Source organism: Vibrio neptunius, assembly GCF_000967495.1.
Classification (GTDB): Bacteria; Pseudomonadota; Gammaproteobacteria; order Enterobacterales; family Vibrionaceae; genus Vibrio; species Vibrio neptunius.
Window position 1 is genome coordinate 1 of record NZ_JXXU01000056.1, and the last position, 24,021, is coordinate 24,021.

Sequence of the window (24,021 nt, forward strand, 5' to 3'; positions counted from 1 at the left end):
ATACGGTAACAAATAGAATTGAGGACTTTCAGAACATGGTCGGCCGTGAGCTTTGGCATGGTAACCTCCAACAGGAAAACATTTCCATCACCACACAGAGACCCCATAACAAAGGGTGGTGAACTGAACAAGGTTCGTACTACCGCACACATGGAAACGGCCAGCCTAAGCTGCCTCGCCCAGCCCACCGTAATACCGAATCGAAATGCGCATTTATTGATGCGATTTAGATTTCTACAGATGTGCCTAGGCCGCACATGATGAAGGCTAAGGTTCAGCCGGCATCTATGCGCCATGTGTAAGGTGCGGGGTACGAATCCCGACACTGGATTTTGCCAGTGCTTTTGCAGGATATCGCTGGGGTTCAGAAGAGTCAACGGTTTCAGCGTGTAGGCCGATTAAGTGGTCAAAAATCAGTACCTTGTAAAGAGGTGTGTTAACAATGTGTCGAGTAAAGGATGAGGTTTAGAAAAGGCCGTCACAGAAAACGGCTGCTATAGTTTAAGGCTGTGAAGAGATACCCCACCAAGAAAGCAAAGCTTACCAAGATATGACGAACGATTTAGGGCGTTTTTGGACAAAAGCAAGCTAGAATATTTGATCTATTTTTTAGGTTTGGATTATGAAATATATGGCTAACTTTCTAGGCAAAAGTCAGCCAGTATTCCTCTAAACTCACCATTCAAACCGTTCTTCTGATCGTCTTGACCTTAACTCTTCGTCGGCCCTTTCCCGTCCTACCGTCTTTTCTAGCTTGCCAAGTATCGTTTTGGTACTTTCTACAACATCAGGGTTTTCATGGGAAAGAAGCTCCTCAAACATTTCAGCTCTCTGTTCAATTATGGATGCACGTGAACCACTCCCAGACATTGGGATTGCAGCTCTTTCGAAAGCTTCAATCACTAGCCACGGCTCAGGACTTTTGTTAATTAGAGCTTTTGCCAAGTTGGTTAGTTTAAGATGTTCCCCATTCTTCTCATATGGAGTGATCGACGATGCTAGAGTTTTAAATCTGTGTATTGGTGATTCCTTGCACCAAGCTATAGCTTTATCAATAGGGAGCTTAGAGAATGGGCTTGTTTCTCTAGATAAATGACTTCTTGCGATTTCATCTGATACATTGTTATCCTTGAGTAATACATCTAAGGCTTGGGTCGGCTGTAGTTCGATTAAAGTTGATAGAAACTTCCCATAGTCGAAAGCATAAACTTTATAAGTAGCTATGCCTTCATACAATTTTTTGAACAGAGTGTTAGCATCTTCCCCAGCCTTATCTTCCAAAAAGCATACTTTAGCTATCTGTGTCAAAGAATAATCTCGGCCACCATAGTCTCGTTGATCTCGGCTATAATCATGCTTCAGTAAGAACTCTCTGCATTTTTTAATCAAATCAACACTAGGAACATAATTGGCTTGTTTCTCCAATCCATGAAACCGCATGGTTAGTATTTCAATAACTGCGCTGTGCCCATTTGGTTGCAACCAGAGCAAATCCAAGATACTAATTAAATCAGAGTCAGATATTGATTCATGCCGTCTACCTGATGCCATATTTCGGTACATCCAGCTCGGAGAGGTATTATTTTTTAATGATGCTATAAGCCTACTTACAGCAACTTCATCTAGGGGGCAATTAAACTGCACCAATGGGTATATCTGATTTAGTTTATCGCTGTTTAATAAGCAATCTAAAATCAGTTGTGCTTTATCTGAGTCATTGTCGTAAACGTATCTGACAAAACCTCCGACAAAGCTCGAGTTTACTTTTTTGATATCTAGTTTTTCTAGGCAGGCGGCTATATCACCCCATACCTTTTCTATATCATTTACTCCGCTCGCAACTCCATGACCAAACCTAAATAGGTGGTTGTTAGTATTCATAGTTGTAAGAATCTTAGCTAACTTGTTTATAAGATAGTCATAGTGCTCTTGAGCAACATGTGTGCCTAATTCTTCTGCGAGTTCTTGAGCTTTTTCATACCCCCATTTTACCGTTTCACCTTCTTCATCTAGCTCATCAAGACCGAAGTAATTATGGTTATCAGCAAATACATATAGCTCCATTTGACCGTCTAGATCTTGAGCCGCAATATTTGCCCTTAACATTTCAAGTCGGTTTTTGTGCTCTTTCGTCATTGATGTTGCATCAAACCGCAATGTTGCCCCTAAAGCCAGCCAACCTCGTGGCCATCCCCCATTGCTACAGAAGCTTTTGGATATGGATTCGAGATCATCATGTAGTTCAGCTATTTTCCATAACCCTCTAATATTACTAGCAAAAACTTCTTTGACACGCTCATCAATAACATTAGCTGACGAAGCAAGATTACGAATGAGCAATAAGTATTCACGATACCAAGAAAGCACATCATTTCGACTTTGAGGCTCGTAACCAAAGTCTCTTGATTTAGCACCAAAATCAAAACCATAACTTGATGAAAAGTGGGAAGTATTAAGCGAGCTATCGAGCAACTCATACCCCAGCTCTCTCTCGCTTTCATTCGTGCTATCTATGAGTTTGCCAATGCATTTAATTCGACGTTCCAATGTGGCGTGTGTACCTGATAGATAAAGCTGAAACAAACTACGAAGTAAGCTTCTAACAGAGTTGTTATTTTCCCCTTTTTTTTCAGATAATGCGAAATGACAGAGCAGCTCAAAACATTGACTGAACAAGTCATCTTCATATGCTAGAGATCGAAGAAGCCTTGTAATTGATATGTAATGAGGGTTGTCCCTACTTAAGAAAGTTGAATCAAATTTTGCTCTTTGCTCCAGATAGGTGAGCACTTCATTTGGAATAATTGGGGCAATATTGGCCACCAATGAGATCGATAAGTCGTCATTACCTTTTTTAAAAAGTAAATCTATTACTCCATCAGCTTTTAGCCACAATGATGCTAGCTTAACAGCTTCTTCGCTATCATTAAGATACCCAATACGACGTGAAAATGACTTGAGCAGTCTTGGTTGTGTATTGCTGTTTATGAACTTCTCAACATTTGAATTTGGGACGTTCTGCAAAGCTAAACGGGCTAGTCTATTCGCAATGGGGTGAGGTAATATTGCCATCCAAATGCTACGTTGTTGCGCTAAGTTTCGTCGTTTCAGCTCTTTAGCAAACTTGTACATTTCATGAGGAGGAAGCATTACTATTCCACCGAGCAACTTTAACTCTTCACTGAAGTCATCTTCAGATTCCAACTGAAATGAATAAGCTAACGATAGCCCCTCGGCAGCTTTTTCTAAGCCAATATCAGAATCATGGCGCTGATGAAACAGCCTTTTAAACAACCCTTCATCTTTTAATCTGGATATGTTTTCATCTTTTCCAATAGTAGAGGCAAGCGCATTGGCTACTCTTGCATTACCTCCTGAGAAATCAGCGATTTTCCCAGCAGTTTGTTTGCTTAAGTGTGGGAACCTTGATGAAATCATTGCTTCGATAAGCTCACTAGAACTTGGTTCTAAGGTATAAACTTCAGTTTGCTCTGGCTGATCTTCCCTAACGTCGTATTCAACAGTTAGGATTCTAGCTGTGCTGTTACTTTTACATAAATTAGTAAGTTCGCGATGTAAATCGGGGGCACAGTTATCCACTACAATAATGGACTCAATATTGTCTCTAAGAAGTCGCTCGACTAAAACTCGTGGAGTGGGTGAAGGAGATAGGCTAATGTCTGAATAGAACACGCTCTCCTTATCAAGAGCATTTTCCCCGATTCTCTCATCAAATAGTGCTTGTACGAAGCGTGTTTTACCTACACCTGACAGCCCGACTAAACGAATCGACGCGCCAGCTTTGAGTAAGCGTTTTCGAAGCAAATTCAATGCATCAATTGTAGCTAAACCTTCTGAGTCATTAGAGTAAGAACGGTGAAGGCGCACAGCTTGATCTAATATGTATTCTTCCTCAATTCCCTTTGGGCACTTAGCCCAATTGCCATATTCCTCCCAGCCACTATAATCCCTCCCAAAATTAGACCGTAACCAACTGGCCTGTTTGGATAAAGTATCTTCTGCCACAAACTTCTTAATATGTTTATATATATCGTCTTGTTTTGAAAGTGGCTTACTTATATTAATATGATGAGCATCTATTGGAATTGCCCGCTCTTTTAAACCTGGGTCTGAGCTATCTGCCTTAACAATCCTTCCAAATATCAGATATGGCTTGGTTTCAACCAAAACTAAATGCCGAATTCCTTTATCGTGACACCAACCCCGATACCAAGTATTCAACTCCCGAAGAGTGGCATCATTACGCTCTAATGAAGCAGTTGCAGCTGAAGGTTGATGCAAGAACAGCTTGAGAAATATTCGCCCCAAAAGAGAGTTGCCTGTTTGCGCTAGATCTGCACCAGTGTGAGGTGAGCCTAAAAACGCTACACCAGTGACTCTATTTACAAGTTCAACCGCACCCTTACGCCCGCTCTGATCGCTTGCCAATCTAAGTAATTGTTTAATAATTAGTCCGCCTAGGCTATGACCTACTAGTATTAGCTCGCCCTTACTTAGTTGCTGTTCGGTTAAGAGTGTCTCTAGTACGTTTTGCGCTCTATCTAGGAGACCCATTCCCGAATCTCGCACAGTGAACTTAGGTGCCTCGTAACCAATAGACCAGATAAATGTGTCTTCTATATCTTCATGTAACCACTTAGGCCAAAATACTTTTTCTGAATTATTCGATTGCCATGTGGTTTCAGCATTGCCACCTAATCCATGAATAAACACAACATGTTTTCTAGCTAAAGAATCGCCAGACATCAATCGCAAGTCAGCCATGCAAACCTCTATTGGTATAAATATTATCGTTCAAAGTTTATCCCAAACATTAATCATCTAATAGTTTTTATTTCAACAAGTTACATATGATAACCCAAGATTAAACATTAGTGATTAGTACGTACAATCGTGGCTAGTCATCAGCTAAGACATTAGACTACTCGCTTTAATTGCTTAAGAGTAAGAAGGGTAGTTTAGCTCTCACTTATCACATTAGTTCTTGTATGGTAAAAACTGTGAACTGAGTGTGGCTGAAATGAATACTCAACTCATTTTGGGGCAAAACCATGTCTCGATTGGCTAGTGTCTTAAGGAGTCTGAAAGTGAATGCCAGACAACAAAGCATCTAACGATGTTTGCTTTGGGTTTAGGTATTTGGCTATAAGCCTCTCCAACATATAAAAACACAAAAGCGAGCCACTTGGGCTCGCTTTCCAATTTTAAAGTTATGAATCTTTACAGTAGTTCTACTGACTGCTGAGCAATCACAAACTCTTCGTTGGTTGGAATCACCATCGCGACAGCGCCCAACACCTCAGACTTAGCAATAATACCCGCACTGCCAAAGCGGGCGTCTTCGTTGCCTTTTTCGTCTTCAATAAAACCTAATAGTTTGAGGTTGTTTAAAATCTCTCGACGAATTGGCAGTGAGTTTTCACCGATACCACCAGTAAAAATAATCGCATCTAATCCACTAAGGGGGATCAGGTAAGAGCCGATGTACTTAGCCACACGGTAAGTGAACACCTCAAATGCGAGCTTCGCCCCCTCATGGCCGTTTTCCATCGCTTCCAAAATACCTCGTGCATCAGAAGTCAAACCAGAAACACCAAGGAAGCCTGACTTCTTGTTCAAGGTCTCGAAGACTTTCTCTTGGCTCCAGCCTTTTTTCATTAGGAACTCGATAATACCAGGGTCTAGGTCTCCGGAACGTGTCCCCATCATCAGGCCCGCTAGAGGGGTAAAGCCCATCGATGTATCGACAGATTGACCGTTGCTGATCGCACAAACCGATGCGCCGTTGCCCAAGTGGACAGAAATAAAGCTCGACGCTTCGACAGGTTTACCCAGCATTTTCGCCGCTTCACGGCTAACGAAGTAATGACTAGTGCCGTGGAAACCGTATCGGCGGATACCATATTCTTTATACAGTTCATTGGAGATCGCACCAGTGAATGCCTTTTGCGGCATGGTTTGGTGAAACGCGGTGTCGAAGACAGCAAATTGAGGAAGGCTTGGGAAAGCTTGCATCGCAGCTTGAATCCCTTTCGCGCCTGCTGGGTTGTGGAGCGGTGCCAGATCAGACAAGCTTTCAATTTCTGCTAGGACGTCGTCATTAATGCGAACTGTTGATGTGAATTTTTCTCCGCCATGCACGATACGGTGACCCACGGCAACTAGATCGTTGGTAAAACCCAATGATTCCATCAGGCTAACGATTCGGTTGATGGCATGTTGATGATGATTGTCTGCAGCAGTGATGGCTTCTTCAGTTTTCTCACCCTTGTATTTCCAACCGATTACCGCTTCAGGGAGCCCAAAGCACTCTCCTAACCCAGTGACGACAGCGTCTCCTGTTACGGAGTCGATCACCGCGAATTTGAGAGATGAACTACCAGAGTTAATAACCAGCACAAACGAGTTAGACATGGAATAGGTATCCTGTTTCAGACCGAATTTTGGAAGCAAAGCGCTTCTTAGTGTGGCTTACATTATTCAATATTTTTTTAATTATTCAACTTTATTTTAATTGAGAGCGCATTTGAAGCGAATGTTTGTTGATCTAACGCAATCTGAAGATTATTTTGATCCAAAAATTTAATGTCAGTTTTATAAATACGAGATACGGGCCTAAACTCTATTCAGTGTGATACTTTCGATAATTAACCCAAAGTCGGTCCAAATGGTCTAAGTAGTGGCAACCTTATCTATTTTTTTAGTCATCTCAGGCATCATTATCATGGTCGCGGGATACGTGCCTGCTAACCAGGTTTGTCGCAAGACAAAGCATCTAGGCTGGCAGGTGTTGAGCTATTTAATTATCGGCTTTGTTTTAGGCTATCTATTTGTTTTAATTGCCATTATATCTGAGCCAGTTGTTACGCCAGTTTTGCTGGGGCTATGCGTTATTCTCTTCTGCGGCAGCATTTTTGTTTATATGGTCACCACCTACAGTTTGCAAAGTATTCAGCAACTCCATTCGCTTGCTGATGAAGAAAAGCATAACGCGCTTCACGACTCTCTCACTAACCTTCCTAATCGAAAACATTGTATTGAAGCCATCGAGCTGCTGATTGAGTCCGATAGGCCCTTTGATCTCCTGCTGGTTGATATTGTGAATTTCAAACAAATCAACGACGGAATGGGCCATTTTTGCGGCGACCAATTACTGATTCAGATTGGACAACGAATGTCATCTCTGTTGGAACACGAAGACTTTATCGCCCGTATTGGTGGTGATGAATTTGTTATCCTTTGTCCAAACGGTAATGAAGTGGCGTCAAAAGCCTTGGCTAAACGGATTGATAACGAGTTGCGTAAGCCCTTCGCTATTGATGGCTTTGAGTTAAGTACTTGTGCGGTGATCGGTTTGAGTGAGTTTCCAAGGCACGGCGATACCGCGGAGCAAGTGATCAACACCGCAGATGTGGCCATGTACTGGGCCAAAAAGTCCGGTCGGTTGATCGCCTGTTATGACGATCAAATGAGCCAAGGGGCGAAGAAAAAGCTGCGTATCGCTCGCGAAATCGATGCCGCGCTGCTTAATGATGAGTTCTGTGTCTACTATCAACCTATTGTTAGCAGCAAAAGTGCCATTGTCAGTGGCTACGAAGCGCTGATCCGCTGGCAAAAAGAAGACGGCTCTATCGTTAGCCCCGTTGAGTTCATCCCCATCGCTGAACAAAGCAATAAGGTGACCTCGATTACCAATTGGGTGCTTGAGCAAGTCTCAAAAGACATCGAAAAATTCAAATCTGAAAACATCCGCTGCCCGGTTCATGTCAACTTATCAGCCAAAGATCTGATGGGTAATTACCTTAAGAGACAGCTTGAAAAGCTGATTCAGATCTACCCGGATATCACTGAAAACCTTATCCTTGAAATCACTGAAAGTACCGCCATTAATCGCTTGAGAAGCCCCGAAGTTTTATTGGAAAGCCTTAAAGAACTCGGCTTTAAGATCAGTCTAGATGACTTCGGTACTGGCTATTCTTCGCTGTCATTGCTAAGAGATCTGCCGGTTGACCAAATAAAAATTGATCGCTCCTTTCTCTATCAATTAGAGACGAACCAACGCAATGGTTCGATTGTCTCTAATGCGGTTGCACTGGCTCATGGGCTGGGCTACACCGTGGTCGCCGAGGGTGTTGAAGACAACAATGTACTCGAAATGCTAAAAAACTATGGTTGCGACTATATTCAGGGGTTTCTCTACAGCCCTGCGTTAAAGATTGACGACGCGATCCGTTGGACTCACAACCACAACCCACCCCAAATTATTGAACTGGCTGAGCAAACCTAACAATCCCAAAAGATACCAGCGATGCAGATCGTCGTCCCCTGCGGTTCACTTGGTTTCTCAAGTTTGACCCCATAAAAGCATTGGCCTCAACGCCAGAAAGTAGTAAAACGGTAAAACTCACCATTAATGCGTGCAACCACTCATAGGCAGAGGGTATCCATGAATATAGGCTCAGTAGCAAAACTCACCGGTTTATCGAGTAAATCGATACGTTTGTACGAAGATAAAGGCGTGATCTCTTCCCCTAATCGCAGTGAAGCAGGTTATCGAGAGTATAGTGAACAACATATTCAGGAGCTCAATCTCGTTTCACGAGCGAAAAATGCGGGCTTTTCTCTGGCAGAATGCAAGGAGTTTGTCGAACTGGCTCATAACCCCGAGCGTAAAAGTCGTGAAGTTAAAGCGAAGGCTCAAGAAAAGCTCAAAGAAGTTGAGGTTAAGATTCGTCAACTGAAAGAAATCGAAAAGCAACTCAAGAGTTGGGTAAACGCGTGTCCCGGCGATGAAGGCAGTGATTGCCCTATTATTGAAGATCTCACCAAGTGAAGCGTTGCCCATTCTCTTAATTTTATTACTCTTTTCAACTGCTCACCATGAAGTACGTCCACAGATCATGTAACATTGAAAGACAACTCAGATACATCGGATGTCTTCATGGAAGCAGAATTACTGGAAATTAAGAATTTTCTCTCTCAACACCCTCCCTTTGATGAGCTCGAAGACGACGTGCTCAACTTAGTCACCAAGCATGTTGAAATTTCTTATTTTCGTGAGGATACACCCGTCATCCACTTTGGCGATGAGATCCATGATTTGTACATGGTTCGCAGTGGGGTTGTTGAAGTTTATCGACGTAAAGGTGAACTTTATAACCGCCTCGATGAAGGTGCTCTGTTTGGTCAAATGGGCCTACTCACCAATAATAAAGTGCGCTTTCCAGCCAAAGCGACCAAAGATACGTTGGTGTACTGCATTCCCGAAGCCATTTTCCAAGAGCTCTACGACAATCACGAAACCTTTGCCGATTTTGTTGAAGTCGAAGATACCGCCCGACTTCGTCAAGCGGTTTCAAGTACCAATGAACAAAACGACCTAACAACGTCTAAAGTGCGCACGCTTCTCACCGGAGATGCGCCCTTTTTGGAAAAAACAGAAACCATCCAGAATGCTGCGATCAAAATGGCTGAAGAGAATGTCTCTTCACTGTTGATCATCGACCCCGACATCCTCGAAGACAACGAGGAAGATAATTCCCCACTGGTGGGCATCATCACCGACCGGGATCTATGTACCCGTGTATTGGCTGAAGGTCTCGATGCGAACGATGAAGTGGCTAGCGTGATGACAACCGAAGTCATTTCCCTTGATCACAATGCGTACGTGTATGAAGCAATGCTGACCATGTTGCGCTACAACGTGCATCATCTTCCTGTTTTAAAAGATAAAAAGCCGATTGGTATTATTGAAGCGACAGACATTGTCCGCTACGAATCGCAAAACTCTCTACTCTTGGTCAGCAGCATCTTCCAACAACAGTCGATAGAAGAGCTCGCGGCTTTATCTGAACAGGTAAAAGATAGCTTTGTGAGATTGGTCAACGAAGATGCGAACTCTCATATGGTCGGCAGTGCCATGTCGGTGATTGGTAAAAGCTTCAAACAGCGAATTATTGAGCTGGCGGAAGAAGAGTTAGGCGAACCGCCGATTCCCTATTGCTTTCTGGCTTTAGGATCTATGGGCCGAGACGAGCAGATTCTCGTCACCGATCAAGACAACGCCATCATCCTTGATAATTCGTATGTCAAGGAACAACACGATGCGTATTTCTCTGCTCTGGCCAAGAAAATCTGTGATGGATTAAATGAGTGCGGTTACACCTATTGTACCGGTGACATTATGGCGACTAATCCGGAGTGGCGCATGACCCGTACCGAGTGGGAAGAGTGCTTTGCCGACTGGATTGACGACCCGAACCCGAAAGCACTATTGAATGCCTCTATTTTCTTTGACTTAGTCGGTGTTTATGGTCGCCTGAAATGGGCCGAACAGCTCAACGGTTTTATTGTTAGGCGCTCTCGAAAAAACAACCGCTTCCTAGCCTGCCTAGCGCGCAATGCGATGAACCGAACGCCGCCGCTCGGTTTCTTCAAAGATTTTGTGATGGAGAAAGACGGCCAGCATAAAAACTCCATCAACCTCAAGCGCCGTGGTACTGCTCCATTGGCTGACTTAATTCGTGTCCACGCGCTAGCGGTTGGGTCCCGCTCGACCAACTCCTTTGAACGCCTAGATGATATTCATGAAGCTGGCATTTTACCCAAAGGAAAGGCGCGCGATCTTCGCGATGCATTAGAGTTTATTTCTATGGTACGAATTCGTCACCAAGCGCTGGATGTAGAGAATGAAATCGAACCAGACAACAATATTGAACCAGAAAATCTATCTGATTTTGAACGCCGCAATCTAAAAGATGCGTTCCAGATCCTCAGTAATGCACAGAATTTTCTCAAGTTCCGCTACCAAGCCAGCAATAATTTTAAGTAGGTGAACCATGATTAAAAATATGATGCGTAAGCCGACGATAGACTGGGAAAAAAAGTTTGAGGCAAAACAGAAAACGAGCCGAAATGATTCACTCCAGCGTTACTATCATAGTGGCCTCCCTACTGCGGATACTCACTTGGAAGACGTGACGTTTCTGGCGATGGATTTTGAAACCACGGGCCTAGATTCCAGCCAGGACGACATCATCACCATTGGAACCGTGCCGTTTAACCTCAACAGAATCTTTATCAATCAAGCGCATCATTGGACAGTGCGCCCGCGTCAGCAACTGGCCGAAGAATCGGTCATCATTCATGGCATTACCCATAGTGATATACTCGATGCGCCGGACTTGTCTGAAGTTTATGAGCAGGTTTTACAACAGATGGCGGGCAAGATCATGGTGGTGCATTATCAAAGAATTGAGCGTGAGTTTTTTGATCAAGCACTCAAGGACCGGATTAATGAAGGGATTGAGTTTCCGGTCGTGGATACCATGCATCTTGAGACCCTGCACCAACAACGTCTGCACGGTGGCATACTGAATAAAGTGTTGGGCAAGAAACCAGACTCCGTCAGACTAGGGGCTAGCCGAACGCGATATGGCCTTCCTCCTTACACGCCACATCATGCCTTAACGGATGCGGTGGCAACCGCTGAGTTGCTACAGGCGCAAATAGCCTATCATTATCAGCGCTCAACGACACTGGGTCAGATTTGGCTCTGATACCCAGCGAGTCGCGCAGTCAGAAATAAAAAAGGGACGAAAATTCGTCCCTTTTTCTATTCAACTACGTCGACTAGCGATCGTATTTTTCAGTACGCATGCCCATGAGCAAGCTGACACACATCATCAGCAATACAAAGGTGAACGGCAAGGCAGTAGAAATTGCGCCGGCTTGCAGTGCCTGAACGGCTTCTGTACCACCTACCCAAAGTAGTGCTACCGCAATCGCCCCTTCCATAAATGCCCAGAACACACGCTGAAGAACGGGTGCATCGACTTTACCACCAGCGGTAATGCTATCAATCACCAATGAGCCTGAGTCAGACGAGGTGATAAAGAACACCAACACCAGAATCACTGCAATAATCGACAATACCGTCCCGAACGGCAGTACATCAAACATCTGGAACATGGCCAGAGAAACATCCGTTAGACCATTTGCACCGAGCTCACCGATGTTGTTCACCACTTGGTCAATCGCTAGACCACCGAATACAGACATCCAAAGAAGTGTTACCGCGGTAGGCACCAATAGAACCGCTGTCATAAATTCACGTACCGTGCGGCCTTTAGACACACGCGCAATGAACATACCAACGAATGGCGACCATGAAATCCACCATGCCCAGTAGAATACTGTCCAGCCTTGGAACCAGGCTTCGTCTTGACGGCCATGAGGGTTACTTAGCGGAATGATATTCTCAACATAGGCCATCAGCGTGGTGCCAATGTTGCCAAACGCCACCGCATAACCAATCAGAGCAACCAGAATCAGTAACAAGAAGGCGACGATCATGTTGATGTTACTGATCACCTTTACGCCGCCATCAATACCACGCACAACGGAGACCACTGCGAGTAAAGTCACAACCGTAATCACGACGATCTGTAACCCCATCCCTGCATCTAAACCGAATACATGGTGGATACCGCTCGCCGCTTGTTGCGCACCTAAACCAAGGGATGTAGCAAGACCAAACAGCGTCGCCAATACCGCTAAAATATCAACGATGTGGCCAGCCCAGCCCCATGCACGATCACCAAGAATAGGGTAAAAAATAGAGCGAATGGAAAGCGGTAAGCCTTTGTTATAAGCAAAGAACGCCAAAGACAGAGCAACAACACCGTAAATAGCCCAAGGGTGAAGACCCCAATGGTACATGGTTGCGCCCATTGCCAGTTTTGCCGCTTCAGGGGTATTGGCTTCAACCCCTAACGGTGTTTCGAACCAACCCGTATAGTAAGCAACTGGCTCGGCCACACTCCAGAACATCAGGCCGATACCCATACCCGCAGCGAAAAGCATCGATAGCCACGAGATAAATGAATAATCCGCTGTCGCATCTTGACCACCAAGGCGGATTTTACCCAATGGGCTTACGATTAACGCAAGGCAGAACACGACAAAAATGTTGCCTGACCAAATAAATAGCCAGTCAAAGCTGCCGATAATTTGAAACTTCAACCCATCGAGCAAGGATTTTGCTGACTGTGCATCCATCACCAACACAGCAAACAGGAACAATCCGATGAATCCGGCACTCACGCCAAACACGGGGTTATGAACATCAAACCCCCACTTTTGTACATTATCTTGGCCGATGGTGTAATCGGTACTGTCGATACTGTACTTGTCTATACCTTTCGTCATCTTTCCTCTCTTAATGATTATTCTTCCCTGATCAAGCCTTCAGATAGAAAAATCATTAGTGATAGAAACAATTTAATCTATATCAAGACTTGATCGACTCAACACCATTGTACGCCCAGATACAGATCATTCCAGTAAATCACTATTATTTGTCCATTTTTTAGGCATAGACCTGTTCAAAAGCCTATTATTCACACAATAATCAACAATCCTTCCCTCCTATTCATTTTGACTTCTAAACATTTGACAACATCACATTTACACCAAAAAATTTCTTTCAAAATCTCATAACTATTCTTTCCCTCACTATTATGAGAAATAAGTATGATATTTATGGGTTTTCAGGCTTCATTTTGCGGGAATTTTCATGTATTTTCTCGCCTCCAAACGCTTCGCTCACTAAGGATTAACATTGGAAAAGCACGAAGAAGTTCTTATCTCTATTCGACAGATTATCCGCGCCATCGATCTGCACTCGAAAAGGCTAAGTAAAGAGTCTGGCTTAACAGGCCCACAACTGATTCTCATGCGCTCGATACGTGAGCTCGGTGAAGTGACGATTCGTGAGCTTTCTAACCACACCAACATGAGTCAGGCAACCGCAACCACTATCCTTGATCGTTTGGAGCGCCAGGAGTTAGTCAAGCGTGTTCGCAGTGTTCAAGATAAGCGTAAAGTGCATGCACACCTCACCGATAAGGGCATCGCTGTACTCGAACAGGCCCCAATGCCTTTGCAGCAGAACTTCATCAATAAGTTTCAACGCCTGGAAGAATGGGAACAGTCACTGCTTCTCTCTTCGGTACAACGTATTTCCTCGATGATGAATGCGGAAGACATTGATGTTGCACCTGTACTTGAGCTTGGAAGCATTACTAAACCAGAATAACCACCCTAAGCTGGATTGATTTAGCAACACTTTGAGCCTATTTTTTATATTGCAGAAAAGGTCAAAGGTGTTGCATGGTGAAAAAAAGGACGCTTCAAAGCCGACATGGGGACACGATCCTCGATTTCAGACAGCAGCAGCAGGTTCTGAAATTTATCGCCTTGATCACTTTAGTTTTCTTCGTCCCACTCGGCATTAAGAACCTTCTTATTGGCGAGGTTCTACTCGGTGCTGTGCTTTTGGCGTTTGAGATCACCTTGCTTCTCGAGATCGCTGCCATCATTTACAACAAGGCCGGTCTGTTCGGCCATCTTATCCCTCTGGCTCTTCTGGTAACTTCAACCATTATGGCGGTCAACATTTTTGGCACCTTGGCCACCTATTGGGTGTTCCCCATCATCATTAGCATTGTGTTTCTCTTGCCTGCTCGCATTGCCATGATTGCGAATATTGTGGTGTGCCTAGGTTCCACTATCGCCGTATTGCCTCATCAGGAATTGTCCGAAACCTCTCGCTATGCGTTCTCGCTTCTCGCGACAGCAGTCATTGTCCATGTGGTTGTCAAAGCGGTCAGACAGCTACAAAAAGAGCTTCGCTACTTGTCGGTAAGAGATCCTATGACGGGCGCTTACAACCGACACCAACTGCAGAGCTCACTTGAGAACATTCACCAGCTCTATAACACCTCGTCAATCGCCCTGATTGATATCGACAAATTTAAAGCGACTAATGATCTCTATGGGCACGATGTGGGTGACCAAGTCATCACTGAGGTAGTCGGCATTATTGACAGCCAGACCGAGCACTCTACCCTATTGTTTCGTTTGGGAGGCGATGAATTCCTTTTGTTGTTCCCTCAAGCCGATCAATATGCTGTTGAGTCTTCAATGCAAGCAATCAACCGCGCCGTCAAAGAACACGCTTATCCGCAACATGCCAAAGTGACCCTCAGTGTTGGTGTGGCTGAGTCCAAACCGTTGGAAACGATCGAAGACTGGGTCAAACGCGCCGACATTGCGCTGTACCAATCAAAAAGTCTCGGGCGCGATCGGGTTTCACTGTATTCCCAGCCAGACCTTGTCGACAATCAGAGTCAGAGTCGCTATCAGCGCGCCATACGCTGAATTAGTTGAAGATAGGGAGTTGTCTGGATTCTTTGACCTGTCGAATTGCTAAATGCGTATGGATGTCCTTAACATTCTCTAAGCGCTGAATGCTACGTGTGAACGCTTCATACCCAGCCAGATCATGGCTGACAACTTCTAGAAGATAATCATAAGCCCCAGACACAACGTGGCAACTCACCACTTCTTCCATTTCCTGAACGGCTTGCTCAAAATCATCAATAGAGGAGGCTTGATGGTTACTTAGACTGACCTCAACAAACACCGTCATCCCGACCCCAACCTTATCTTTACTTAAACTTGCGCGATAACTGGCGATCACGCCCTCTTCTTCAAGTCGTTTAATTCTTCTAGCGCAAGGGGAAGGTGACAAACCGACTTTGTCGGCGATATCGGCGGTCGACTGACGGGCATCTTTTTGTAGCAACATCAAGATGTGTTGATCGATTCTATCCATGGATTGAGCCTCTATATAGCAATTTTTATAAAATAATTAGCTTATTCAGCCAACATTTCCATTTTCATTGGTTAACTTTGCCATATTTGGTCTCCAGAAACGACTCATAATTACTGACACTCAATGAATAGACGAATAACGTTATGATCTCAGGTTACTTGGCAATGGCTGCCACACTGCTTCTTTGGTCTGGCTTTTTTCTTTCACTCCGTGGTGGTGCACATTCGGAACTGACTACCGCAGATATCGCCTTAGCACGATTTCTCATCCCTTGTATCGTGCTACTCCCTCTGGTGTTTAAGTCAAAGGAGCTCATTAAAAAAGTCCCTAAGCGTTACCTCATTGGTATGTTTGTCGGATGTGGTTTGCCCTACTTGCTGGTCGCAGGCACAGGTATGCGGCTTGCCCCTGTCTCAGACGGAAGTGCGCTGATCCCAGGGACGCTGCCCTTGTTCGTCTCTGGTATTGCAATACTGCTTTTCAAGCAACCTTTGAGTTCACATCGCCTATTGGGATTAGCGCTCGTCATCAGTGGGATAGCGGTCTTTCTCTACCAAGGGTTTGGCCAGTCTGATAGTGACTTACTCAGTGGTTACATGCTGTTTTTATTGGGCAGTCTGATGTGGGCGACGTTCACCATTTGTGCGCGTGTTTCTAACCTTAACCCACTTGTTGCTGCGGGAATAATCTCATTACTTTCAACACTGGCACTGTTGGTGCTGATTATAACTGGCACACTCGACAGTCACTTACTCACTACCCGTGCCGCTGAATGGCCATGGAAAGAGCTCATGGGTCACATTACCCTACAAGGTGTAGGCGCTGGTCTTGTCGCCGCATTCACCTACTTACATGCGATATCAGTACTCGGCGCAGAGCGCACGGCAGCGTTCGGCGCAGCCACGCCTGCCATTGCGACTTTGCTGGCGATACCAGTATTTAACGAGCAGCCGACACAACTTGGATGGTTTGCTCTCGGGTTGGTTTGTATTGGAAGTTTGGTGGCCAGCAATATCTTTATGAGAAAAGATACCTCTTTGCTTTATCAGCCACCTAAATTTAAATGAGCCTAGGGATAAGCGTTAAGCTGGGAACAAGAACACACAGAACGTAGATCTGTCGTGCAAGGGCTTTGTTCTCCATTTTGATCAGAAAAGGAGAAGCGATGAACATGGAAACTAGTACATGCAGTGCCATATTACTCACAAATTGTTCCAGTATGAGTGTAAACAGCAACCAGACTCCAATTTGTAAGCGAGAAACTCGAATTTTAATGCCTAACCCGACGATGAAGAGTGAAGCTGCAAGTGAAGAAATCATCAGCAAGACTACTTTTTAATATTAATTATGATTTTTAATAAACAATAATAGGAATCATTATCAAATACAACTGATTTTTTGTTGTTGTACCCAGAGTCCGGTATAGTCTGCAGCGAAATTTATTTGCGTGGATGACCATTTTGAAAACGCCCTGTATCGCTGCATGCAAAAATAATGGTGGAATATGTAGCGGTTGCCATCGAACCATTGATGAAATCGTCAACTGGCGCCATCTTTCAGATGATGAAAGAGACACCATTATGGAGGCCCTTCAAGGAAGCGTCGCAAGCCATCGCTGCCCTTCTTGTGGTGAGCCAGCCCAGTGCGACATCAGCGCCGGCAAAGACACTTGTTGGTGTTTTTCCCTAGAAAAACGGGATATGTCTTGCGCTGTTTCCAGTGATGCTTGTCTGTGCCGAAAGTGTCTCAACCACTTGCCAATCGCATAAACCATCACTCCAATGAATACTAGATTTGGATTAGTTTTACTAATCCAAATCATAGAAATTAATCTTGTTCCAGATCACACTTTTTTATTGCACCCTTTCCTGCCAAGCACTAAGATTCTCCGCCTAAACTAGTCGTTCTCTTTATTTTATTAGGATTGCTTTAAGCAATACCTGTGGCTTTTTGCACTTTGAATTTAGGTATTTCAGGAAATGTCTGCATCATCTCAAGTTATTAAACTGATATTCTTAATTGCGATTCTGACCGCAGTAGGGCAAATGACGCAAACGATGTATGTCCCCTCTATCGGCCATATGGCTGATGAATTTTTGGTGTCTCCTGCGGCACTTCAAGCGGTAATGGCGTGCTACCTGATACCTTATGGTATCTCTCAGTTTGCCTATGGACCGCTTTCAGATCGATTTGGACGAAAACCTATTATCATTGCCGGTTTGCTTATCTATATTATCGGTACCATCGTTGCCCTATTTGCTCATCAGTTTGAATGGTTCCTCGCTGGTAGCTTCATTCAAGGGTTGGGCATTGGTAGCGGCGGCGCGATGTGCAGAACCTTAACCCGTGATGTGTTTAGTGGCAGCGAACTGCACAAAGTGAACAGCCTAATTAGTATGTGTGTGATTTTTTCACCTTTACTCGCTCCAGTCTTGGGGGGCTACTTCACCGAAACCATGGGCTGGCGCTCTAGCTATATGTTCTTGGCGTTGTTTAGCATCGCTGTGGCGATCACTATGATGACCCGATTCGAAGAAACCTTGCCTAAAGCGAGTCGACGCCATGAATCGGCTTTAAGTCGCTATGGTTTTGTACTCTCTAACAAAAGATTTCAAGGTTACTTAGTGTGTCTGGTAGCCACATTTTCCGGTGTGGCCATTTTTGAAGCCGCTGCAGGCGTTTTACTTGGGGGCGTATTAAAGCTACCCGCAACAACTGTCAGTATGTTGTTTGTCTTACCTATTCCTGGGTATCTGGTCGGCGCTGGCCTATCTAGCGTGATTGCCTCTAAGAGAAGTGAGAAAGTCGCGATGATGTTTGGTTTGCTGGCTGCCGTTCTGGGTTCACTGATTGTGCTTGTGCCCGGGCTAATGGGACAAACCTCTGCGTTAACCTTAGTTGGCGGGGCAACGATCTACTTTTTGGGGGCCGGCGTTTTATTCCCCGCCGCAACCACAGGGGCTTTGTCACCTTTCCCATACCATGCTGGAACCGGAGGAGCCGTTCTGGGTGGCATGCAAAATTTAGGTGCAGGTTTAGCCACACTGGCAGCTTCGATCATCCCTTCGCATGATCAGATGCCTGTGGGTGGGCTCATGTTGCTCATGTCTTTGCTCGCTTTGCTCGGACTGATTCGTGTCTATCACAAGCACGATCCTTCCAATGAAATGCCTTTAGCCGTCTAACCAGTGTAAAAAAGGAGCTTCACCGCTCCTTTTTATTTGCTCTGACTTGGTCAAGCCTAACCTTACCATTTTTTCATGATCCGACCGACCAGATTGGGGTGATAAGCCCAGCTATGATCGAACATAGACATCAGTTGAGGATTGCCGTATTTAGAAAGGCTAATTGCGTGAAAGCGATTCTTGTTCTTTTTCAGCTCAGCGACTTTCTCTTGCATCTCATCGGATTGTTTAGGCGCAATGAAATCAGAGATCACAACCATGTCCGCATTTTTGTATCTGTCACCACGCATCAAATCGATTGACTTTATCAATACTGGCTCCAAATCCGTACCACCATGGAAGCTGTAAGTAAGGAAATCACTGGCTTCTCGTAAACCGTCTTGTCGCGTCAGCTCGTAGGTGATTTGCTCGGTGGAGAATAAAATCACAAAGCAATCACGATCTTCTGCCAAGGCGATTTGCATTAATGCGTAAGCCATCGCTTTGGCACATTGCTCAGGAAAACCACTCATGGAACCAGAAGCATCAACACACACAATAAACGGGCCTTTTTCGACATCGACCTGCTTGTTATCTGGCTTATGTGCTTTCACTTTACGCAGCGTTCGTGATTTACCCTGCATCCGATAATTCATTAACCGCTTGTCGACGAGGTGTTTGTAAAACACAACTTCCAGTTCAGGGTAAGCCAGAAACAAGGTTTCGTTGGGTAGCAGCTTGTTCAGATCATCACTTTCATGAATACCAACGATATCATCGGTTGCTTCATCCGATTTTTCCTCGACCATTTGCAGCTCTTCAGTAGGCGCTCGATTTAACTCGGGATCATCTACCTGACTCGCCATTCGGCCTAATTTTTCAGCGATTTCCTGAAGGCCCTGATTCTTTTTCAAAAACTCAGCATGGCGTTTCATCACGGACAAGTCGGTTCGACTGAGTTTTGCTGAAGCCATATCCCACAAACGGCCAACGCTGCTCTCATCTCCCTCTTCCGTTACTTTGGCCATGTTCTTCATGGTTTCCATGCGCTGGTAAAGGTCTTTTAGGACTTTTTCTTTACTCGCTTCGAGCTCACTGACCTGTGCCTGACGAATGGCATCAGAAAGACTTTGATACCACTGATCACAAAAGTAATGAGGAAACATTGGGTTGTTTAACCCTTTGTTTTTATCCATAAGCCGACGAGCTTGAAGATAAAATGCGGAATGCCATTCAAGCTTCTTGATCACATCGGGGATCTTTTCAAAGAACGTGGCTTCATCCCAATGGATGACTTCCTGATACAGCGCTAACTCCTGTTGGAAACGCTCCGTTTCGCATACCTTGGTAATGCGTTTCTTGACGCCACCACGCCACTTCAACAGATGGTTTTTAACTTTCGTTTTCATTCCTCTGTTTTCAGTGATGGCCATTACCTGAGAGCGTGCCATCAGATCGTTGACTGCTGTGTCAATAATGCCGGAATCAGCAATCATTAATGCGAGGTTGAGTCCATCAGCGCCTAACATCCAGTCCCCCTTTACGAGAAGAATTGATTGAGGTTTTTGAAACGGAACACTGTGCGCTCACACTCTGTTTTGGTTGATTCAAGAACCTGCTGAATGTGCTGCAGGCTTGCCTCCATTGCACGAGGTAGGTCCTGATCAATAAAGCTGTGGGGTAAGGCACCATGAAAGTTTGAACGCACTTTGAGCATATGATGTTCAGCGTGTTCGAGCTGCGCCATCGCTTGCTCAGATTTGGTCAGCCAGTTTTGATAGAGGCCCTCATCCAAACCTTTCTCGGTTACAACCGAAACTAACACAGCACGATTGGCAATATCCTTAATGACTAAATTGTTCGCGGCATCGATATCAAAGCGCAGTCGGCACAGATTGGTGTTCTGATTGACGTATCCGTAAACATCTCCATGGCCTTCTTTTATAATCCGCTCTAATTCGTTCTTCGGTACATAAACCCAGCGACTGTCGCCTTTCTCGGATTCTGATACTGACATGTTACTTTGCAGCAGTACCAGCTTAACTAGATCAAAGGCACTACCGACTTCGTAACGCTTTGCATCTGAGACGTCATAGCTATGAATTTGTTTTTTGAGTAGCCCCGTTGTCGATTCCATTGATAGCATGATACCAAACTCAGACTCTAGCTCTTCCTGAACTTCGTCCAGTTCTTCTCGACATAAACGGATTTGCTGTTCAACGTCTTGCTGATCAAAGGCGTGCTTGAGTGCAAACTCCTTAATCACTTGGTGGACGACTTCTCGAGATTCCGGACTGTTCCATAAACAATCTTGCAAAAGCAGTAGATCAAGTGGGTTGACACTATCACGGCCGTTAAAATAGGCACTGGCTTTGAGCAGTTTAACTGCCTTTTTCCAACGACGGTCGGAAACATACATATCGGTATCAGGAGCATGGACGCCTGCCCCTTGGGCTGCCGATTCTTCTAACATTTGTTTAAGTTGATAAAGCTTTTCGAATACCTGATCACTGAGTTCGAGTTTTTCAAGCTCCGATTGCCATAAGTGATACTCCTCATCGGTTATGGCTAATCCTTCTGGGATCTGTGCTTCCTGCGGTGTGCCTACGGTCAGCATCGACTTAAAGTTTTGCTTGTTCTGAATTCGATTGACAAAAATACGCACTAGCATTCGATCATAGAGCGCCTCCAGACCACTGTCTTCATCCGGCAGCTCATTTGAAGCAGAGACCAGTAGACGCATGGGAACACGTTCTACATCACTGCCATTCTTGAAGGTCTTTTCATTAACAACCGTCAATAAGGTATTAAGGATTGCAGGACCCGCTTTCCAAATCTCATCTAAAAACACAACTTGCGCCGTCGGCAAATACCCTTCTGTCAAGCGTAAGTAGCGACCATTGTCCTTAAGTTCTTGAATGCTCAGAGGTCCGAACACTTCTTCAGGTGTTGAAAAACGAGTCATCAAGTATTCAAAATAGGAGGAGTTGTCGAAAGCTTGTATAAGTCGCTTTGCGATAAGGCTTTTTGCGATACCTGGTGGACCTAATAGAAAAACACTTTCACCCGCTAAAGCAGCGAGTAAGCACATTTTGATGGTATCTTCACGCTCGTAAACACCGTCAGACAAGGCGCGAGCTAATTTATTTATTCGTTCAGAGAGCAACGCTTGTTGCGAATGGGAGACTCTGGTAGGGCTGATCATTCTGAGCTCCTCTGACTTCAACCAGAAATGTAATATATATATTTTTATACATTTGTTATCACTTTGTTACAAGTGCGTTTTCTTTAGTTTGGGGCCATCTTTATACCAGAAGCCATTTTGACGTAACTGATTGAAATCAATGTTTGCAAATTTGAGACCTGAGTCACTGGGATAGTGTCTCATATTTGAGTCAAATAATTTATTAACCTTTTATTCACTATATGTAGACTGTAATGTAAGCCTGCATCTAAGAAATGAGTCATTAAAAAAAGACTATTATGGACACTCCTTTGAATATTCTACATACATGGAAAGGCATCTACCTTCAGGAAGAGCAAACCACATTGCCGAATGGTAAAACCATCACTCACACGACGATCTCTCATCCAGGCGCTGCCGTTATTCTGCCAATCGCAAATAATGGAGATATCGTTCTTATCAACCAATACCGCCCTTCTCTGAAAAAATGGTTACTTGAACTGCCTGCAGGTACATTAGAAAGCAACGAGCCGATTGAGCTTTGCGCAGTAAGGGAACTCGCAGAAGAAACTGGATACAGTGCTGAAACCATGATATCTCTTGGGCAAGTCACACCTTTGGCTGGATTCTGCGATGAAATTCAATACTTGTTCGTTGCAAAAGGGCTGACAAACGTGTCTAAGTTTGCATGTGACGATGATGAAGTGATTGAAGTTGTATCGCTATCATTACACGATATCGAACAAAAGATTGTCGAAGGTGAGATCACTGATGCCAAAACGATCGCATGTTTAAGTAAAGCAAAGTTATGCGGATACATATAGGAGAAAAGCACATGGATTTCCGCTCGGATACCGTCACCAAACCGACCCCTGCAATGAGACAAGCCATGGCTGATGCGCCAGTTGGCGATGACGTCTATGGTGATGACCCGACCGTCAATGAGCTAGAAGCATGGGCAGCAGAACGCCATGGGTTTGAAGCAGCTCTTTTTACCACATCAGGAACTCAGGCAAACCTACTTGGTTTGATGGCACATTGTGAGCGAGGCGACGAGTACTTGTGTGGACAGCAAGCTCACAACTACAAATACGAGGCTGGTGGCGCTGCGGTGTTGGGCTCCATTCAACCACAACCTATTGAAAACAATCCTGATGGTACCCTTGATTTCAACAAACTAAAGGCGGCCATCAAACCGGATGATAGCCATTTTGCTCGCACTAAGTTACTGAGTTTGGAAAACACCATTAATGGCAAAGTGCTGCCCTTGTCTTACCTCGCGCAAGCCCGCGAATTTGTTGATCAACACGGCCTCGCACTCCACCTAGACGGAGCCCGCGCATATAATGCAGCGGTCGCGCTTGATGTGGATATTCGAAAAATAGCCAAGCACTTTGACTCAATGACAATCTGTTTGTCAAAAGGCCTTTCTGCTCCCATCGGTTCTTTGCTACTTGGCAGTAAAGCGTATATCGCTAAAGCACGCCGCTTACGCAAAATGCTCGGCGGTGGTATGCGTCAGGCTGGCATTCTTGCCGCCGCAGGTAAGCTTGCGTTAACCGAACAAGTCGAACAATTAAAAGTAGACCATGCTAACGCTAAGCTATTAGCGGTCAAATTGAGTCAACTTGAAGGTTTCCAGATCAACCCAGATTTCGTTGAGACTAATATTGTCTTTGCTAAGCTAGACGACAATGTAGATATCCATGCCATTGCCACTAAGTTAAGCGAAGACGGCATTATCATTTCTCCGGGCAATCCAATACGCTTCGTCACTCACAAAGATATCTCTGAATCTGACATCAAGTTGCTGGTCGAAAAACTCAGAATGTATCTGTAATTTTTTGTCTCTCCCAGTTTAGAAGCCAGTCACTATAGCGACTGGCTTTTCTCAGCATCGAAGAGTACTCATACTCTCGATGTGCTTGCCGCATAATACCATCAGTTCAGTTGTTTTCTGAGATAAGGCTCCC

At 44.6% G+C, this 24,021-nt stretch carries 18 protein-coding genes; 11 read left to right on the forward strand and 7 right to left on the reverse strand.

Annotation, left to right across the window (positions count from 1 at the left end):
* Positions 1–675: 675 nt before the first annotated feature.
* On the reverse strand, positions 676–4,785 hold the full coding sequence (locus TW84_RS19170; protein ID WP_052707942.1) for an esterase/lipase family protein: 4,110 nt from the start codon (positions 4,783–4,785) through the stop codon (positions 676–678).
* Positions 4,786–5,241: 456 nt separating this feature from the next.
* Positions 5,242–6,435, reverse strand: coding sequence for an acetate/propionate family kinase (locus tag TW84_RS19175; protein WP_045977236.1), 1,194 nt, complete (start codon positions 6,433–6,435; stop codon positions 5,242–5,244).
* 265 nt (positions 6,436–6,700) lie between these two features.
* Here TW84_RS19175 and TW84_RS19180 point away from each other — a divergent pair, with 265 nt between their 5' ends.
* The 4 genes from TW84_RS19180 to TW84_RS19195 all read left to right on the forward strand — a co-directional run bounded on the left by TW84_RS19180 (position 6,701) and on the right by TW84_RS19195 (position 11,579).
* Positions 6,701–8,308, forward strand: a complete 1,608-nt coding sequence (locus TW84_RS19180) for a putative bifunctional diguanylate cyclase/phosphodiesterase (protein ID WP_045977237.1) — start codon at positions 6,701–6,703, stop codon at positions 8,306–8,308.
* A gap of 159 nt (positions 8,309–8,467) precedes the next feature.
* On the forward strand, positions 8,468–8,854 hold the full coding sequence (gene cueR, locus TW84_RS19185; protein ID WP_045977238.1) for a Cu(I)-responsive transcriptional regulator: 387 nt from the start codon (positions 8,468–8,470) through the stop codon (positions 8,852–8,854).
* A gap of 108 nt (positions 8,855–8,962) precedes the next feature.
* Positions 8,963–10,852: a DUF294 nucleotidyltransferase-like domain-containing protein gene (locus TW84_RS19190; RefSeq protein WP_045977239.1), complete on the forward strand. Its 1,890-nt coding sequence runs from the start codon at positions 8,963–8,965 to the stop codon at positions 10,850–10,852.
* A 7-nt stretch (positions 10,853–10,859) separates the two neighbouring features.
* Positions 10,860–11,579 carry a 3'-5' exonuclease gene (locus TW84_RS19195; protein ID WP_045977240.1) on the forward strand — a complete coding sequence of 240 codons (720 nt, stop codon included), beginning with the start codon at positions 10,860–10,862 and terminating at the stop codon, positions 11,577–11,579.
* A gap of 73 nt (positions 11,580–11,652) precedes the next feature.
* On the opposite strand, the gene TW84_RS19200 is transcribed toward TW84_RS19195, so the two are convergent.
* The gene (locus tag TW84_RS19200; RefSeq protein ID WP_045977241.1) at positions 11,653–13,230 is read right to left on the reverse strand and encodes a BCCT family transporter; all 1,578 of its coding nucleotides are present in this window, start codon (positions 13,228–13,230) and stop codon (positions 11,653–11,655) included.
* A gap of 412 nt (positions 13,231–13,642) precedes the next feature.
* Between TW84_RS19200 and TW84_RS19205 the strand changes: the two genes are divergently transcribed.
* Both TW84_RS19205 and TW84_RS19210 read left to right on the forward strand, forming a co-directional pair.
* Complete coding sequence (locus TW84_RS19205) at positions 13,643–14,119, forward strand: MarR family winged helix-turn-helix transcriptional regulator (RefSeq protein WP_045977242.1); 477 nt, start codon at positions 13,643–13,645, stop codon at positions 14,117–14,119.
* 74 nt (positions 14,120–14,193) lie between these two features.
* Positions 14,194–15,243 (forward strand): GGDEF domain-containing protein, encoded by a 1,050-nt coding sequence (locus TW84_RS19210; protein WP_045977243.1) that lies wholly within the window; start codon positions 14,194–14,196, stop codon positions 15,241–15,243.
* Between the two features lies 1 nt (position 15,244).
* On the opposite strand, the gene TW84_RS19215 is transcribed toward TW84_RS19210, so the two are convergent.
* Complete coding sequence (locus tag TW84_RS19215; protein ID WP_045977244.1) at positions 15,245–15,700, reverse strand: Lrp/AsnC family transcriptional regulator; 456 nt, start codon at positions 15,698–15,700, stop codon at positions 15,245–15,247.
* Between the two features lie 143 nt (positions 15,701–15,843).
* Here TW84_RS19215 and TW84_RS19220 point away from each other — a divergent pair, with 143 nt between their 5' ends.
* The gene (locus tag TW84_RS19220) at positions 15,844–16,767 is read left to right on the forward strand and encodes a DMT family transporter (RefSeq protein WP_205622499.1); all 924 of its coding nucleotides are present in this window, start codon (positions 15,844–15,846) and stop codon (positions 16,765–16,767) included.
* On the opposite strand, the gene TW84_RS19225 is transcribed toward TW84_RS19220, so the two are convergent.
* Entirely contained in the window at positions 16,760–17,020 is a 261-nt protein-coding gene (locus TW84_RS19225) for a hypothetical protein (RefSeq protein ID WP_045977245.1), read from the reverse strand. The genes TW84_RS19220 and TW84_RS19225 overlap by 8 nt on opposite strands.
* Before the next feature lie 140 nt (positions 17,021–17,160).
* On the opposite strand from TW84_RS19225, the gene TW84_RS19230 reads away from it, so the two are divergent.
* Both TW84_RS19230 and emrD read left to right on the forward strand, forming a co-directional pair.
* The gene (locus TW84_RS19230; RefSeq protein WP_045977325.1) at positions 17,161–17,469 is read left to right on the forward strand and encodes a cysteine-rich CWC family protein; all 309 of its coding nucleotides are present in this window, start codon (positions 17,161–17,163) and stop codon (positions 17,467–17,469) included.
* Between the two features lie 210 nt (positions 17,470–17,679).
* The gene (emrD, locus tag TW84_RS19235; protein ID WP_045977246.1) at positions 17,680–18,885 is read left to right on the forward strand and encodes a multidrug efflux MFS transporter EmrD; all 1,206 of its coding nucleotides are present in this window, start codon (positions 17,680–17,682) and stop codon (positions 18,883–18,885) included.
* A 62-nt stretch (positions 18,886–18,947) separates the two neighbouring features.
* Here emrD and viaA read toward each other — a convergent pair whose 3' ends face one another.
* Together viaA and TW84_RS19245 are read right to left on the reverse strand one after the other, a co-directional pair.
* Positions 18,948–20,393 (reverse strand): ATPase RavA stimulator ViaA, encoded by a 1,446-nt coding sequence (gene viaA, locus TW84_RS19240; protein WP_045977247.1) that lies wholly within the window; start codon positions 20,391–20,393, stop codon positions 18,948–18,950.
* Positions 20,394–20,404: 11 nt separating this feature from the next.
* Entirely contained in the window at positions 20,405–22,069 is a 1,665-nt protein-coding gene (locus TW84_RS19245) for an ATPase RavA domain-containing protein (protein ID WP_045977248.1), read from the reverse strand.
* A 278-nt stretch (positions 22,070–22,347) separates the two neighbouring features.
* Here TW84_RS19245 and TW84_RS19250 point away from each other — a divergent pair, with 278 nt between their 5' ends.
* Together TW84_RS19250 and ltaE are read left to right on the forward strand one after the other, a co-directional pair.
* Positions 22,348–22,872, forward strand: a complete 525-nt coding sequence (locus TW84_RS19250) for an NUDIX hydrolase (protein ID WP_045977249.1) — start codon at positions 22,348–22,350, stop codon at positions 22,870–22,872.
* An 11-nt stretch (positions 22,873–22,883) separates the two neighbouring features.
* The gene (gene ltaE, locus TW84_RS19255; protein WP_045977250.1) at positions 22,884–23,888 is read left to right on the forward strand and encodes a low-specificity L-threonine aldolase; all 1,005 of its coding nucleotides are present in this window, start codon (positions 22,884–22,886) and stop codon (positions 23,886–23,888) included.
* Positions 23,889–24,021: the final 133 nt, after the last annotated feature.